This window comes from Methyloligella sp. GL2 (genome assembly GCF_013341275.1).
Lineage (GTDB): Bacteria > Pseudomonadota > Alphaproteobacteria > Rhizobiales > Methyloligellaceae > Methyloligella.
Genome location: NZ_CP054476.1, coordinates 912,261 through 928,177, shown reverse-complemented (window position 1 = coordinate 928,177; position 15,917 = coordinate 912,261). Strand labels below are relative to the sequence as shown.

15 protein-coding genes are annotated in these 15,917 nt (G+C 65.2%); 9 read left to right on the top strand and 6 right to left on the bottom strand.

What is annotated here, in order from left to right; all coding sequences use genetic code 11:
- Positions 1-105: 105 nt before the first annotated feature.
- The 6 genes from HT051_RS04360 to HT051_RS04335 form a co-directional block, all read right to left on the bottom strand.
- The gene (locus tag HT051_RS04360; RefSeq protein ID WP_174540900.1) at positions 106-264 is read right to left on the bottom strand and encodes a hypothetical protein; all 159 of its coding nucleotides are present in this window, start codon (positions 262-264) and stop codon (positions 106-108) included.
- Positions 265-420: 156 nt separating this feature from the next.
- A complete protein-coding gene (locus HT051_RS04355; protein WP_174540899.1) occupies positions 421-1,053 on the bottom strand; it encodes a peroxiredoxin in 633 nt (210 codons plus the stop codon).
- Between the two features lie 272 nt (positions 1,054-1,325).
- A complete protein-coding gene (locus HT051_RS04350; protein WP_174540898.1) occupies positions 1,326-1,892 on the bottom strand; it encodes a type 1 glutamine amidotransferase domain-containing protein in 567 nt (188 codons plus the stop codon).
- A 194-nt stretch (positions 1,893-2,086) separates the two neighbouring features.
- On the bottom strand, positions 2,087-2,671 hold the full coding sequence (locus HT051_RS04345; protein ID WP_174540897.1) for a L,D-transpeptidase: 585 nt from the start codon (positions 2,669-2,671) through the stop codon (positions 2,087-2,089).
- 135 nt (positions 2,672-2,806) lie between these two features.
- A complete protein-coding gene (locus tag HT051_RS04340; protein WP_174540896.1) occupies positions 2,807-3,199 on the bottom strand; it encodes a type II toxin-antitoxin system HicB family antitoxin in 393 nt (130 codons plus the stop codon).
- Positions 3,200-3,218: 19 nt separating this feature from the next.
- On the bottom strand, positions 3,219-3,413 hold the full coding sequence (locus HT051_RS04335; RefSeq protein ID WP_174540895.1) for a type II toxin-antitoxin system HicA family toxin: 195 nt from the start codon (positions 3,411-3,413) through the stop codon (positions 3,219-3,221).
- A 261-nt stretch (positions 3,414-3,674) separates the two neighbouring features.
- Between HT051_RS04335 and HT051_RS04330 the strand changes: the two genes are divergently transcribed.
- The 9 genes from HT051_RS04330 to HT051_RS04290 all read left to right on the top strand — a co-directional run bounded on the left by HT051_RS04330 (position 3,675) and on the right by HT051_RS04290 (position 15,898).
- Complete coding sequence (locus HT051_RS04330) at positions 3,675-4,472, top strand: ImuA family protein (RefSeq protein WP_174540894.1); 798 nt, start codon at positions 3,675-3,677, stop codon at positions 4,470-4,472.
- Positions 4,381-6,198, top strand: coding sequence for a DNA polymerase Y family protein (locus HT051_RS04325; RefSeq protein WP_174540893.1), 1,818 nt, complete (start codon positions 4,381-4,383; stop codon positions 6,196-6,198). Before HT051_RS04330 ends, HT051_RS04325 begins: the two co-directional genes overlap by 92 nt.
- Positions 6,199-6,315: 117 nt before the next feature.
- Positions 6,316-10,299 carry an error-prone DNA polymerase gene (locus HT051_RS04320; protein ID WP_174540892.1) on the top strand — a complete coding sequence of 1,328 codons (3,984 nt, stop codon included), beginning with the start codon at positions 6,316-6,318 and terminating at the stop codon, positions 10,297-10,299.
- A gap of 61 nt (positions 10,300-10,360) precedes the next feature.
- The gene (gene ggt / locus HT051_RS04315; protein WP_174540891.1) at positions 10,361-12,124 is read left to right on the top strand and encodes a gamma-glutamyltransferase; all 1,764 of its coding nucleotides are present in this window, start codon (positions 10,361-10,363) and stop codon (positions 12,122-12,124) included.
- A 4-nt stretch (positions 12,125-12,128) separates the two neighbouring features.
- Positions 12,129-13,130, top strand: coding sequence for an FAD-dependent oxidoreductase (locus HT051_RS04310; protein ID WP_174540890.1), 1,002 nt, complete (start codon positions 12,129-12,131; stop codon positions 13,128-13,130).
- The gene (gene thiS, locus HT051_RS04305; RefSeq protein WP_174540889.1) at positions 13,114-13,311 is read left to right on the top strand and encodes a sulfur carrier protein ThiS; all 198 of its coding nucleotides are present in this window, start codon (positions 13,114-13,116) and stop codon (positions 13,309-13,311) included. Before HT051_RS04310 ends, thiS begins: the two co-directional genes overlap by 17 nt.
- An 11-nt stretch (positions 13,312-13,322) precedes the next feature.
- A complete protein-coding gene (locus tag HT051_RS04300) occupies positions 13,323-14,117 on the top strand; it encodes a thiazole synthase (protein ID WP_174540888.1) in 795 nt (264 codons plus the stop codon).
- Between the two features lie 16 nt (positions 14,118-14,133).
- Positions 14,134-14,742, top strand: a complete 609-nt coding sequence (locus HT051_RS04295) for a thiamine phosphate synthase (RefSeq protein WP_174540887.1) — start codon at positions 14,134-14,136, stop codon at positions 14,740-14,742.
- Positions 14,743-14,896: 154 nt separating this feature from the next.
- Positions 14,897-15,898 (top strand): CHAD domain-containing protein, encoded by a 1,002-nt coding sequence (locus tag HT051_RS04290; protein ID WP_174540886.1) that lies wholly within the window; start codon positions 14,897-14,899, stop codon positions 15,896-15,898.
- Positions 15,899-15,917 lie beyond the last annotated feature (19 nt).

Sequence of the window (15,917 nt, the reverse complement as noted above, 5' to 3'; positions counted from 1 at the left end):
GAGATGGGGTCGGCGGCATGGCCATGACGCGAACCTAGCCCTTACCGGCAGGGCGCACCAATACGGCTCGCGGCAAGAACCGTAGATCGAAGGTGCGCCCCTTTTTTAGTTGTCATCACGCGCGGCAAGGCGCCGGGCCTCCTTCAGCGCCATTCCCAAAAGATAGGCGAGGAAGACCAGATCCTGTTGTGTGCGGGCCTGGTCCACCATCGGTCCTAGTCTTTCCGCAAACGCGCCGGCGATCGTCCGAGAATTGGATTCCATTTGGGAACCCTCCGGATACTCCGGGTCTGACATTATTTCCTACTAGTATCCTGGGCCCGTAAGGCCGCATCCCCAATGTACATTAATACAATCCGTACACCATCTTACTAGGCGGAGAAGCCGGGGATGCCAACAAGTTTTCCCCATTTTAAAGGTCTAGCGCGGGGAGCGCACATATCGGAGATACGGTTTTTCCGCCCGCCAGCCTTCCGGATACTTTTTGCTGGCCTCTTCGTCACTTACGGCCGGCACGATGATGACGTCCTCGCCATGTTTCCAGTTCACCGGGGTCGCCACCTGGTGCTCGGCGGTCAGCTGCAAGGAGTCGATCACCCGCAGGATCTCGTCGAAATTCCGGCCCGTGCTGGCCGGGTAATCCAGCCGGAGCTTGATCTTTTTGTCCGGCCCGATGACGAACACCGAACGCACCGTCAGCGTGTCCGACGCGTTGGGATGGATCATGCCGTAGAGATTCGCGACCTTCTTATCGGGATCGGCAATCAGCGGGAAATTCAGCGCCGCGCCTTGCGTCTCCTCGATATCCTTCGACCACGCCTCATGGGCGTCCAGCGGATCGACGCTGATCCCCATCACCTTGACGCCGCGCTTTTCGAATTCCGGCTTCAGCTTTGCCGTCGCGCCGAGCTCGGTGGTGCAGACCGGCGTGAAATTCTTCGGGTGCGAGAACAGCACGCCCCAGGAATCGCCGAGCCACTCGTGGAATTTGATGTGGCCTTCGGTGGTATCCGCCTCGAAATCCGGGGCGATGTCGCCAAGCTGCAATGCCATGACTATGTCTCCAATCCTTACGAATATACGAGCAAATATGACCCCGCCCGCACTGATTATCTTTCAAATGTAACGCGCGATAGCGCGCTTCAATCTCTCCGCGACGAAAAAGCAATATGTTTCCGGTGAAAGACCTGTGGCGCGCAATTGCGGCACTGCCAAACCGGCAAAAACCGCAATGTTGCTTTAGCCGGTTTCCGGCGCGGACGAGAGGCCATAAGGGAGAATAAGACCCCTCGCCCGCTTTGCCGGAAAGAAGCGCGTCAGGACCCTTACGCGGCTTCGCGCTTCAGATGCCGGCCTTCCAGCACCTCCTCGATGATCTTGTCGCAAAACGCAGGCAGATCGTGGGGGCTGCGGCTGGTGATCAGCCCCTGATCCACCACCACCTCCTTATCCGCCCAATGGGCGCCGGCATTTTTCACGTCCGTCGCCATGGAGCGATAGGAGGTCATCTTGTGCCCTTGCGCGAGACCGGCTTCCACCAGAACCCAAGGTCCGTGACAGATCGCGGCCAGCGGCTTCTGGGAATCGAAGAAGTCGCGCACGAAGGTCACCGCCTTGTCGTTGGCACGTAACAAATCGGGATTGATCTGCCCGCCGGGGATCACCAGCGCGTCGTAATCGGCGATTTTCGCCTGATCCACGGTGCGGTCCACCGCCACCGTGTTGCCGGACCAGTCCTTGCCTTTCCAGCCGCGGATTTTGCCCGGCTCCAGCGAGATGATCTCGGTCTTGCCGCCGGCCGCCTCGATGGCCCGTTTCGGCTCCATCAGCTCCGATTCCTCGTAACCGTCGGCGGCGAGGATCGCGATGGTCTTTCCTTGCAGCGTATTCATGACAGTCCTCCTTCCTCGTTCGGTCTTGTTGCCTCTTGCGCCTTCAACGCCGCTCCGCGCGCGTTGGTTTCAGAGACGGAGGAAGTCGGATGGTCACACGAAAAAGCCGCCCGGGAGATCCCGGGCGGCCCTTCCAAGGGGGCGGCCAAAGCCGGTGGCGAGTCGCACTTTGACCGCGACGTAAACCCCAGTCGTTACCCCATAAACCGCTGCCAGGTGACCACCACCTTGGTGCCCACGGGCACGCGGTTGTAAAGATCGATGACATCCCGGTTATACATGCGGATGCAGCCATGGGAGACCTCCTGCCCGACGGTCCAGGGCGCGTCCGTCCCATGGATACGGTAGAGGCTGTTCCCCAGATACATGGCCCGCGGTCCCAAGGGATTGCGCGGATGGCCGCCCGGCACATAAGCCGGAAGCATCGGATTTTCCCGCCGCATATCGGGCGTCGGCGTCCAAGTCGGGTTCACCTTCTTGGCCGTCACTTTCATGGTGCCCTGCCAGCGTGCATCCGCCACCGGCGCGCCGATCGGATAGGAGATGGCACGGGCGCCTGCCAGCACGTAGTAGAGCTTGCGGTCGGCGAAGGAGACGATGATCGTCCCCGGATTGACCTGCGGCGTGAAGGTCACGAGCCTCGCACCGCTGGAATTTTGGTTGGGGGCCGGCTGGAACATGCTGAGAATGCCGGTCGCAGCATGAGCCGGTGAGAAGAACGCACAGAGTGCGGTAAGCACGGCGGCAATCACCACCGCGTGTGAGAGCTGGATACGCATAACAAAAACCCCGTCTCTTAACGCCCCACCTTTCTGCCACGATTTTGGTTTCCAGCCGGTTAAAGCCCGGATGAAAGCGGCGCAAAGCGCATCGTTTTGATACGAAGGCTAGGAGTTTGGAGGGGATAACGGGCGTTAGCCGGCACTGCGGCGGGCCAGTTCGGCGCGTGCCGCATCGGACAAGAAGCGCGACCGGTTCTCCGACGCGGCATCGATCTCATCCAACAACGCTTCGTCCAAAGTGACGTTGACGCGTTTTGCCCGCCCGGGGAGCGTGACCCCCACCAGGCTCACGGCAACGAGATTGATTTCCGGATCGGCGACCACCGCATCGACCGGGCTGGGCTTGGGCAGCGGATCGCCGTCCTGCACCATCAGCGCGACATGCCCGGCCAGCGCCTCGTGCGCGTTCACCAACGCCTCTTCAGCCGTGCTGCCGGCACTCACGCAGCCGGGAAGGTTGGGAAAGGAGACGCCATAGGTGTTGTCGCCCTTCTCTAGGATCGCCGGATAAAACAGTTTTGCCATGTGCTCGCTTCCATGCTGCTCAGCGCAGCTTCACGCCAGAAGCCTTCTCGATACTCTTCAACGTGCCAATGGGGAGATCTTTCACCGGGTGCGGCACCGTGAGCTTCCCCTGCTTGTTGGCATGTTTGAAATGAATGTGGCTGCCGGTTTGACCGACCCGGTACCAGCCATCCGTTTCCAGGGCGCGGATGATCTGTTTTGAGGAGAGAGGCATAAATTTCTCCCAAGAATGGATTGTCCAAGTTCGACTCTCATCGCTCACTCCTGGATCGGGAGGTAATACACCAATACACACCCTATACACACAGATGTAGGAGATCAAGCAAAGTCGATTGACTCTATCCCCGACTCTTCTGTAGAACAAAATAGGAACATTTATCGGAGTATCCCCGTGCGTAACCGCGTTCCAGACGGCGATCGGAGGTCTTGCGTCCTGTCGGCTGGCATCGAGAAAGCAGGCGGGCCGGGAGAGGGATTGATCGAGCGGCTGCGGACCGAGATCCGCGCCATCGAACGCGTACCCGTGACCTTCGGCCATCCCCCCGTGCCGGGCACGGCCCCGCGCCCGCCCGCCTGCTCCTCGACCGGCGGGGAGCAGGCCGAAGCCCCGCCGCTGCATACCCTCACTGAAGCGGGACTGCATGAGCTGAAGCCCGCTTCTCACGGCGACACCCCGGCGGCACTCGGTTTCGCCCTCGGCATGTTGAGTCTGACCTTGCGCGGTTCGGCGGCCGAGACCGCTCCGCTGCTCTGGTGCCTCACCGAAAGCGCCATCCAGGAATGGGGCGCGCCTTACGCCCCCGGCCTGCTCGGCTTCGGCCTCGATCCGGAGCGGCTTTTGATCGTCAAGACGCAGCGGCCGAAAGAGGCCGCCTGGGTTCTGGAGGAGGGGCTGAAAAGCGGCGCCCTCGCCGCCCTGCTCGGCCAGACGGAGATCAAGCAGCCGGTGATGGCGCGGCGCTTGGGTCTCGCCGCCAAATCGGGCGGTCTTCCTTGCCTGCTTTTATCGGACCACGGGCAAGGCGGCCTCCCCGGCACCCTGACCCGCTGGCGCATTGAGACAGCCGCCAGCCGGGAAGCGAAGCTGGATGCGAAAGCCCCCGGGCTTTGCACTTTTCACCTGACCCTGGAGCGGGCGCCGTCTCTCCCGCCGGGGCGAAGCTGGACCATGGAGTGGGACGATGAGGCGTATGGTTTCCGTCTGGCTCCCCCATTGGCCGATCGAGAGGCTGAGGCGGGAGCGGCGCAGCGCAGCTCCGCAGGCGCAAGCTAACGAGACGAGGCAGACCTGGCCCGGCGGCCAGCCCTTCGCCCTGGTGGCGAGCGAGGCTCAGGCCTTGCAGCTCACCGCGGTGAACGGCCCGGCCCGCGCCTTGCGCTTGAGCGAAGGCCTGTCCCTCGCCGATGCCCGCGCCATCTGCCCACATCTTCTCACCGCTCCGGCAACGCCCGAGAAAGATGCCCGCGCGCTGCTGGCCCTGACCCGCTGGGCGGAGCGATTCAGCCCCTTGCGCGCGCCCGACGGAACGGACGGGCTGATCCTCGACGTCACCGGCGTGTCTCATCTTTTCGGCGGCGAGCATGCTCTTCTCGGCACCATCGCCAACAGCCTCGAGCGGTTCGGCTTCACCGCACGCATCGGTCTTGCCGAGACCATCGGCGGCGCCTGGGCGCTTGCCCGCTTCGCCCCCGGCCGCGCCACCATCGCCACGGAGGGAACGATTGCCCAGACCCTCGCGCCGCTTCCCGTCGAGGCCTTGCGTCTCAGCCGCGAGGCGGTGCTTCTGCTGCAGCGGCTGGGGCTGAAGCGCATCGGTCAGCTCTACGGCATCTCCCGCGTCAGCCTGAAGCGCCGCTTCACGTCAAAAGAAGCCGCCAAGGCCGTGCTGCTCCGTCTGGACCAGGCTTTGGGCCGTGCCAATGAGAGCTTCTCTCCCTTGCGGCCGGAGCCGCGCTTCGAGGCACGGCTGCCCTTCCCCGAACCACTGATCAGCCATGACGGGGTGATCGGCGGCCTCGCCGTCCTCGCCGAAGAACTTTGCCGCCGTTTGACTCGCGCCCATCGCGGCGCCCGCCGGGTCGAGCTGCGCCTGTCCCGCAGCGACGGTAGCACCGGCCTCGCGCAAGCCGGCTTCAGCGCCCCCTGCCGCGAAGCGGATCATCTTTGCCGCTTGCTGGAGGAAAAGCTCGACGGACTCGATCTTGGCTTCGGCATCGATACGATGCGGCTTGTCGCGCTTCTCACCGAGCCCCTGCCGCCATCCCAGAACGCCCTCACCAAGACGGCGCAGCAAGAGCTCGCCCCTTTCATCGACCGCCTTGCCGGGCGGCTCGGGCCGGCCGCCCTGCTTTATCTCGCGCCCCGGCAAAGCCACATCCCCGAGCGGGCCCAGCGCGCCCAAAGCGCCATCGCCAAACGGCCCCCCTGGCCGCGCGAGGTGCTGTCCCATCTCGCCGCGCGGCCCCGACGTCCTGCTCTGTTTCTGCCGCGCCCCGAGCCGCTCTCCGTCATGGCCGAAATCCCGGAAGGCCCGCCGGCCCGCTTCACCTGGCGCCGCCTCTCCCGCCGCGTAGTGAAGGCCGAAGGGCCGGAACGCATCGCTCCCGAATGGTGGCGTATTCCCTCCCCCAGAAAGGGGGAGGGTGGTGACGGCCAAAGGCCGGCGCCGGGTGGGGGTCAAGCAACGAGCGAAAACCGACCCGACCCCCTCCCTAGCCCTCCCCCTTCCAGGGGGAGGGAACAGTCTCTGCCAAGCGGCAAACGCGGCCGTCATCCCGGCGAAAGCCGGGATCCAGTCGCTAATGATCTTGGGGCGGCGGATTGCCCAGTCGAGCCGGAGAGAGACCGAAAAGAAAGGAGTAAGCCACCCCCCAGAACCCGCGACTATTACCGTATCGAGGATGACCAGGGCCGCCGCTACTGGGTGTTCCGCGAAGGGCTCTATACCGAGCCCGGCGACACCCCGCCCGCCTGGTATATGCACGGGTTGTTCGGATGATCGCCCCGGCCACACCCCACTCCATGCCGCAGCGTCATCCGGCGAAAGCCGGGATCCAAACAGGCGATGCGAGCAAGCGGCCGGACGGCTGATGCCGGAATGACCAAGGCTTGAACCATGTCTCAAACCGCCTATGCCGCCCTCGACGTCACCAGCAATTTCTCCTTCCTGGAAGGCGGTTCCCATCCGGAAGAGCTGGTAGCCATGGCCAAGACCCTGGGGCTGGAGGCCGTCGCCATCGCCGACCGCAATACGCTTGCCGGCGTGGTGCGCGGCCATCTCGCCGCAAAGGAAGCCGGCATCCGCTTCATCGTCGGCGCGCGCCTCGATCTCACCGATGCGCCGAGCCTTCTGGTCTATCCTACGGACCGCGCCGCCTATGGCCGCCTCTGCCGCCTGCTCACCCTCGGCCAGCGCCGCGCCGAGAAGGGGAGCTGCCTCCTCACCCTGGAAGATGTGAACGCCCATGCCGAGGGGCAGATCTTCATCGCCCTCCCGCCCGGCGACCTGCCGCTTACCTCGGCTGAGATCGCGCCCGCCGCCCCAACCGCCGAGATCGTGCCCTTCCCGGGCAAGACGGCACAGCCTCACCCCTCCCCCGGAAAGGGGGAGGGTGGCGACGGCCAAAGGCCGGCGCCGGGTGGGGGTCACGCAACAGACGAGCCCCTATCCGACCCCCACCCCACCCCTCCCCCTTCCAGGGGGAGGGAGCAGTCCCTGCCGAACAGCAAATGCGGCCGTCATCCCGGCGAAAGCCGGGATCCAGTAGCCACCGCCTTCGTGAAAGAGCCCAAGCAGGAGTTACTGGATTGCGAAGGTGAGCCGGGCGATGACGCCTCTTTAGGAAGCACCTTCCCCAGCCAGCTTCGCCGCCTCAAAGCCGCGCTTAAAGCCCCGCTCTATCTTGCCGCGCGGCATCTCTATACCGGCCACGACCGGGCCCGGCTCGAAGCCCTGGCCCGCCTCGCCGATCAGACCGGCACGCCGCTCATCGCCAGCACCGGCACACTGTATCATGCGCCCGAGCGCCGCCCCTTGCAGGACGTGCTCACCTGCGTGCGCGAAAAATGCACCATCGAAGAGGCCGGTTTGAAGCTTCAAGCCAATGCCGAGCGGCATCTGAAATCGCCGCAAGAGATGGCGCGTCTCTTCGCCGGCTATGACGACGTGCTCCGCCGCACGAAAGAAATCGCGCAAACCTGCCGCTTCTCCCTCGACGAGCTGCAATACGAATATCCGGACGAGCCGGTACCGCAAGGCAAGACCCCGCAATCCCATTTGGAGGAGCTCGCCTGGGAGGGCGCCGCCCATCGCTTCCCGGACGGCATCCCCGCCCCCATCCGCGCTATTCTGGAAAAGGAGCTCGCCCTCATCGCCGCGCTCAACTACGCGCCCTATTTCCTCACCGTGCACGACATCGTGCAGTTCGCCCGCTCCCGCGGCATCCTCTGCCAAGGCCGCGGCTCGGCGGCCAATTCCGCCGTCTGCTACTGCCTCGCCATCACCAATGTGAACCCGACCGAGATCGACGTTCTGTTCGAGCGCTTCATCTCGCCGGAGCGCAACGAGCCGCCCGATATCGATGTCGATTTCGAGCATGAGCGGCGCGAGGAGGTGATCCAATATATCTACGCCCGCTATGGCAGGGATCGCGCCGGCCTCGCCGCCACGGTGATCTCCTATCGCGCCCGCTCGGCGATCCGCGAGGTGGGCAAGGCCATGGGGCTGTCCGAAGACACCGTCGCCACGCTCTCCTCCACCGTCTGGGGACGCAGCAATTCCGGCCTGCCCGACGCCCATATCCGCCAGGCCGGGCTCGATCCGGACGATCCGCGCCTCGCCCGCACTCTGGCATTGACGCAAGAGCTGATCGGCTTTCCCCGCCACCTCTCCCAGCATGTCGGCGGCTTCGTGCTGACCCGCGGCCCGCTTTGCGAGACCGTCCCCATCGGCAATGCCGCCATGGAGGACCGCACCTTTATCGAATGGGATAAGGACGATCTCGACGCGCTCGGCCTGATGAAGGTGGATGTGCTGGCCCTCGGCATGCTCACCTGCATCCGCAAATGCTTCGCGCTGCTGAAGACCCATTACGGCCGCGATCTCAGCCTCGCCACCGTCCCGCGCGAGGACCCGGCCACCTACGATATGCTTTGCCGCGCCGACTCCATCGGCGTCTTCCAGGTGGAAAGCCGCGCCCAGATGAACATGCTGCCGCGGCTCAAGCCCCGCTGCTTCTACGATCTCGTCATCGAGGTCGCCATCGTCCGCCCCGGCCCGATCCAGGGCGACATGGTGCATCCTTATTTGCGCCGCCGCGCCGGCGAGGAGGAAATCGCGTTCCCCTCGCCCGCCCCGGAGCATGGGCCGGAAGACGAGCTGCATCAGGTGCTCGGCAAGACCATGGGCGTGCCGCTGTTCCAGGAACAGGCCATGCGCCTTGCCATGGTGGCGGCGAAGTTCTCGTCCGAGGAGGCCAACGAGCTGCGCCGCGCCATGGCCACCTTTCGCCGCCGCGGCACCATCGGCAAGCTGGAGGAAAAGATGGTCTCCCGCATGAGCGCGCGCGGCTATCCGCGCGATTTCGCCGAACGCTGCTTCAACCAGATCAAGGGCTTCGGCGAATATGGCTTCCCCGAAAGCCACGCGGCGAGCTTTGCCCATCTGGTCTATGTCTCGGCCTGGCTGAAATGCCATTACCCGGCCGCCTTCGCCGCAAGCCTGTTGAATGCCCAGCCTATGGGCTTTTACGCCCCGGCCCAGATTGTCCGCTGTGCCCAAGACCACGGCGTGGAGACGCGCGCGCCCGACGTCAATTACAGCGCCTGGGACTGCGCCCTTGAGCCTATCGCAGCACCCTCCCCCGGAAAGGGAGAGGCGCGCGGCGGCCCAAGGTCAACGCCGAGTGGGCCGGCGACGGGTGGGGGGCAATCAATGGACGAGAACGTTGCAGACCCCCACCCCGGCCCTCCCCCTTCTAGGGGGAGGGAGCAGGTCCTGCTAAGTCACAAAGGAAGCCGTCATCCCGGCGAAAGCCGGGATCCGGTCTCTCTTCCCGGCACGGGCGAACGCCCTCTCCCCGCTGGGGAGAGGGTTGGGGTGAGGGGGAAGCAAGAATGCGTGAGGGGGAGCGAATCCATCGGGAGTCCTCTCCCCCCTCACCCGGCGCCATGCGCCGACCTCTCCCCAGCGGGGAGAGGTGATCTGTGCCCAACGAAGCCCCTCGCCCTTCGTCTCGGCCTCCGTCAGATCGACGGCTTCCGCGAGGAGGACGCAGATGCCATGAGCGAAGCGCGCGATACCCCCTATCGCGATCTCCACGATCTTTGGCAGCGAAGCGGCCTTGCCCGCAGCGCGCTGGAACGGCTGGCCAATGCCGATGCCTTGCGCTCCCTCGGCCTCGACCGGCGGGAAGGGCTCTGGGCTTTGCGCGGCCTGCCCGAGACCAAGGCGCTGCCTCTGTTCGATCACGCCGCTGCTTGCGAGCTCGGTGCAGAGGAGAAGACGACGCTGCCCGAGATGCCGCTGCCCGAGCATGTGATCAACGACTACCGGACTTTGCGCCTCTCTTTGAAGGCCCACCCCATGTCCTTCTTCCGCGACGCTCTGCGAGAGGAGCGCATCGTCTCCTGCGCCGATCTCCGCAAGCTGCGCCATGGCGCGCCCGTCGCCGTTGCCGGTGCGGTGCTGATCCGCCAGAGACCGGGCTCCGCCGTCGGCGTGATCTTCATGACGCTGGAGGACGAAACCGGCATCGCCAATGCCGTGATCTGGCCGAAGATCTTCGAGGCCCACCGGCAGCAGGTGATGGCCGCGCGGCTGGTTCTGATCCGCGGCCGCATCCAGCGCCACGAGGACATCATCCATGTCGTCGCCAATAGGCTGGAAGACAGAAGCGACTGGCTCAGCCTGCTTCTGGAAGGCGGGCTCCACGCCAACACCCTTCTCGCCAATGCCGACGAGGTGCGAAAGCCCGATCCGGGCTCCTGGCGCGCGAGCGATGCCGAGACCGGAAAGGAATATAGCCGGCCCCATCCCCGCTGGGCACGAAGCCATCCGCGCAACGCACGCATCATCCCGAAATCCCGGGACTTCCATTAGGCCGCACCTGGCCTGCGACCCGAGAGTGGCGGCCAGCGCCAAAATGCCTATCTTTGGCGCCATGACCTATCCTCGCCTCCTCCGGCCGCTCCTGGCCGCGTCTCTTTCCGCCGCCCTTCTCGCCGCAACCCCGGCCGCCGCGCTGGACCAGCCGGAAGCCGCCAGCGGCATCGCCGAAAAGAAGCTGGTCACCGCGCGCCACGAGATGGTGGTGGCCGCCCATCCGCTGGCGGCCCAAGCCGGCCTCGCCATGCTGGAGAAAGGCGGCTCGGCTATCGATGCCGGCATTGCCGTCCAGCTCGTGCTCAATCTCGTCGAGCCGCAATCCTCCGGCATCGGCGGCGGCGCCTTCCTGCTCTACTGGGACGCAGGAAACAAAAAGCTCGCCGGCTTCGACGGGCGCGAGACCGCACCGATGAAGGCCGGACCCGACCTGTTTCTCGACGAGACCGGCAAGCCGCTGAAATTCGAAGACGCCGTGGCCAGCGGCAAATCCATTGGCACGCCCGGCGTGATCGCCGCCATGTGGCTCGCCCATCAGCGCTACGGCAAGCTGCCCTGGAAGGATCTGTTCCAGCCGGCCATCGACATCGCCGAGCAAGGCTTCCCGGTCTCCGGGCGCCTGAACACGCTGCTCGCCAATGACGGGCCGGCGCGCTTCACCGACGCCGCCCGGAGCTACTTCTTCGATGAGGACGGCAAGCCCTGGCCGGCGGGCCACACATTGAAGAACCCCGCCTTCGCCGAGACGCTAAAGACAATCGCCGAAGATGGCCCCGAGGCCTTCTATGCCGGGGAGCTGGCGGAGCAGATGGCGAACGCGGCGCAAGACGATCCGCGCAGCCCCGGCTTTCTTACGATCGAGGATCTCGCCTCCTACAAGGCTATGGAGCGCAAGCCCGCCTGCGCCGCCTATCGCGGCAACGAGGTTTGCGGCGCCGGCCTCCCCTCCTCCGGCGGCATCACCGTCGGCCAGATCATGGGGCTACTGCGCCCCTTCGACCTCGGCAAGAAGCCCTTCGCCATGCCGCCGATGCAGATCATCGCCGATGCCGAGCGCCTCGCCTTCGCCGACCGCGGCAAATATCTCGCCGATAGCGATTTCGTCGACGTGCCGGTGAAGGGATTGCTCAGTACCGAATATTTGCGCAAGCGCCGCGACCTGATCACGCCGGATACGCGCCTGCCCAAGGCCGAGCCCGGCACGCCCCCCGGCACGCGCCAAGGCTTCTTCGGCAAGGACGCAACCCGCGAACGCCACGGCACCAGCCATATCTCCATCGTTGATCGCGACGGCAACGCGCTCTCCATGACCACCAGCATCGAGCAGGGCTTCGGCGCCAAGACCATGGTCGGCGGCTTCCTGCTCAACAATCAGCTGACCGACTTCTCCTTCCTGCCCGAAGACGAGGACAGCACCCCCATCGCCAACCGGGTCGAGGCGGGAAAAAGGCCGCGCAGCTCCATGGACCCGACCATCGTCTTTTCCGGCGAGGACGGCACCGACCGCAAGCTCCGCTATGTGCTGGGCTCCCCCGGCGGCCCGGGCATCATTCTGTTCGTCGCCAAGACGCTAATCGCCATGATCGACTGGCATCTCGATCCGCAAGCCGCCGTCTCGCTGCCCAATTTCGGCGCTGTCGGCAACACGGTGATGCTGGAGGAGGGACCGGAGCTGGACGCGCTGGCGACCGAGCTGGAGGCGCTCGGCTATAAGGTGAAGCGCTCGGCGCTCACCTCGGGCCTGCATGTCATCGCCGTGACGCCGAAGGGGCTGGAAGGCGGCGCCGATCCCCGCCGCGACGGCGTCGCCCTCGGGAACTAGATCCATGGCGGAGAAACCCGCAATCGCCATTCGCGGCGCCGGCATCGTCGGTCTTTGGCAGGCCCTCACCCTCGCCCGCGGCGGGTTTCCGGTCACGCTATACGAGGCCTCGCCCGCCCCCTTCGCGGATGCCGCCAGCCGCTATGCCGGCGCCATGCTCGCCCCGCGCTGCGAGGAGGAAAGCGCCGAGCCGCTGGTCCGGCGCTTAGGGCTCCGCGGCGTTGAACTGTGGCAGGCCGCCTATCCCGGCACGCTCACCCATGGCAGCCTGGTGATCGCCCATCCCCGCGAGCGCACCCTGCTGGAGCGCTTCGCCAAGATGACCTCAGCCCATGAACGGCTGAATGCGGATGAGATTGCGAAGCTCGAGCCGCAGCTCGGCACGCGCTTTCCCGCCGGGCTGTATTTTCCGGACGAAGCGCATATGGCGCCGGAGCCGGCCATGCGCTTTTTGCTCGAAGAGGCCCAGAAGGCCGGCGCCATCTTCCGCCCCGGCGAGGCGGAGGTGAGCCAGCCCGCCGACATCACCATCGATTGCCGCGGCATGGGCGCGAAGGCGGATTTGCCGGAGCTTCGCGGCGTACGCGGCGAGCGCATCATCGTCAAAAGCGACGAAATCAGCCTGGTGCGGCCGCTCCGCCTGCTGCATCCGCGCCTCTCGCTCTACGTCGTGCCGCGGGGCAACGGCGAATTCATGCTCGGCGCCACCGCCATCGAAAGCGACGAGAATGGCCCCATCACTGTGCGCTCGGCGCTGGAGCTGTTAAGCGCTGCCTATGCCGTCGATCCCGCTTTCGGCGAGGCGGAGATCATCGCCCAAGGCGCCGGCGTCCGCCCCGCCTTCCCCGATAATCGCCCTAGGATTATCTCCCATGGTCGCTATATCTACGTGAACGGGATTTATCGCCATGGCTTCCTGCTCGCGCCGGTCCTCGCCGAGCTGATGCTGAGCTATTTGCAGGACGGCGCGGCCGAACCGGAGATTTTCGTTGCAGATCGTTGTTAACGGCGAACCGCTGACCACCGAGGCGTCCGACTTGGGCACGCTTTGCGCCGCGCTGGGGCTCGGCGACGCTAAGATCGCCACGGCGCGGAACGGCGCCTTCGTGCCCGCCGAGGCCCGCGGCACAACCCAGCTCGCCGCCGGAGACGAGATCGAGATCGTCGCCCCGCGCCAAGGCGGCTAACGATACCACGCATGACCCAACTGACGCTTTACGATACCCCCCTTTCTTCCCGGCTGCTGATCGGCACGGCAGGCTATCCCTCGCCGGAAATCCTGAGCCGCGCGGTGAAGGCGAGCGGCGCTGCCATCGTCACCGTCTCGCTCCGCCGGGAATCGGCCAGGCAGCGCACCGGCCAGGGCTTCTGGCAGCTGATCGAGGAGCTGGGGCTCCGCGTGCTGCCCAACACTGCCGGCTGCCACACGCCGAAAGAGGCCATCGCCACCGCCCAGATGGCGCGCGAGCTGTTCGCCACCGACTGGATCAAGCTGGAGGTGATCGCCAATGACGACACGCTGCAGCCCGATCTGTTCGGCCTGGTGGAGGCGGCGAAGGCGCTTTGCGCCGACGGCTTCAAAGTGCTGCCCTACACCACCGAAGATTTGAGCGCTGCCGAGCAGCTGGTCGGCGCCGGCTGCGAAGTCTTGATGCCCTGGGGCTCGCCGATCGGCTCGGCCCGCGGGCTGGCAAACCCGCATGCGCTGAAATCCATGCGCGCCTATTTCCCCGAAACGCCGTTGATCCTCGATGCCGGTATCGGCGCCCCCTCCCATGCCGCGGAGGCCATGGAACTCGGCTTCGACGGCGTGCTGCTCAACACCGCCATCGCCAAGGCCGGCGATCCGGTGCAGATGGCGCAAGGCTTTCGCAAGGCCATCGAGGCCGGCCGTCTCGCTTTCGAGGCGGGGCTGATGGAGCCGCAGGAGATGGCGAGCCCTTCCACGCCCGTCGCCGGCACGCCCTTCTTCACAATCGACAACGCGTCTTAAGCGCGCCGCGCCCGCCTTGCTCAAGCTCGATCCGTTCTATCCCATCGTCCCGGACGCGACCTTCGCCAAGAGGCTGGTGCCGCAAGGGGTGAAGTTCCTGCAGCTCCGCATCAAGGAGGCGAGTCAGGAGACGATCGAAACGGACATCGCCGAGACCATCCGGCTTTGCGCCGAGCATGACTGCGTCCTCGTGATCAACGATTATTGGCGCGAGGCCATCGCGTTCGGGGCGGACTTCATCCATCTCGGCCAAGAGGATCTGGCCGATGCCGACCTCAACGCCATCAAGCAGGCCGGGCTGAAGCTCGGCGTCAGCACCCATAGTCTCGATGAGCTCGATACGGCGCTCGCCGCCGAGCCCGATTACGTGGCACTCGGCCCGGTCTACGAGACCAAGCTGAAGAAGATGGCGTGGGACCCGCAGGGTCTGCCGCGTCTTAGCGAGTGGCGCGCCAAGATCGGCATCCCGCTGGTCGCCATCGGCGGCATCACCTGCGAGACCGTCGCGGGTGTGCTGGAAGCGGGCGCCGACAGCGCCGCCGTGGTGACGGACATCATCCGCGCCGAAGACCCGGAAGCCCGCACGCGCGAATGGATCGAAGCGACGGCCCCTTGGCGCATTTAAGTTGGCGCACTTGAGTTAGCGCGCTTGATTTGGCAAATCGAGTCGCCCCGCGTCGATAGTTCACTCCCCCGAATGACAATATGCCGGTGTTTAACCTTGACCAGGCATACTGACCTCGGAATCATAGCCACATCAGCGGGGAGAGTAGGCGTTCATGGGCTATAGTCTCGATCCAGCCCAACCGGTCACCCAAAGCGTGCGTCAGGTCGCTCTCAAAGAGATCGACAACGCGAAGCGCTGGCTGTGCGACCCCGACTTCCATGCCGGCGTACACAACGCGCGCAAATGTCTGAAGCGCCTGCGTTCGCTTCTTGAACTGATCCGCCCCGGCATTTCCGAACCGCTTTTCGATTACCTGACCGACAACCTGAAAGATACCGCCCATCAGTTGGCCCCGGCGCGGGATGTCCAAGCCCTGATCGATACGGTCGAGAAGATGGGCAAGAATTCCGCCGCCCTGTCGAAAGGCTCGGCTCTGCCTGAGATCCGCGGCTGGCTGGATCAACGGCGCTCCGTGGTCGAGAGCCGCAGCCAGGCCGACCCGGTGGCCAAGGCCTTGGCCGATCTCGATGCGCTGCGGCCGCAATTCGCCAAGCTGACCGTTTATCCGGACAACTTCGAGCCCATCGGCGAGGGGCTGGAACAGACCTACCGCGCCACGCGCAAAGCCGCCGACCGCGCTTTCAAGAAGAAGACCGATGAGGCGCTGCACGATTGGCGCAAGCATGTGCAGCAGCATTGGCGCCAGCTGCAGCTGCTCACCCCATGCTGGCCGGAAACGCTGGGCCCACGCGCCGAACATGTCCACAGCCTGGCCCAGCTCCTCGGCGACGATCACGATCTGTCCAATCTGCGCCGGCTGCTTGCCGCACCGGCCATGTCGTTCGGAAAATCCGGCGACACCAAGAAGCTCACCAAGCACTGCCTGAAAGAACAGAAGGGCTTGCGCACCGAGGCCAAACACCTCGCCGCACGTCTTTTCGCCGAGAAGCCGAAGACCTTCCTCGACCGCATCGAGGCGCATTGGCAGGCCATCGCCGACCGGCAGAAGCCCGATCCGCAGAGTGGCCAGCAGGACGCCGCGCCAAGCGAGGACGACAGCGAAGAAAGCAACGTGCTCCGCTTCGGTAAGTCCGACGAATGGCGCGTCGGCTAAGCCTGTCTTTCTAGATTTC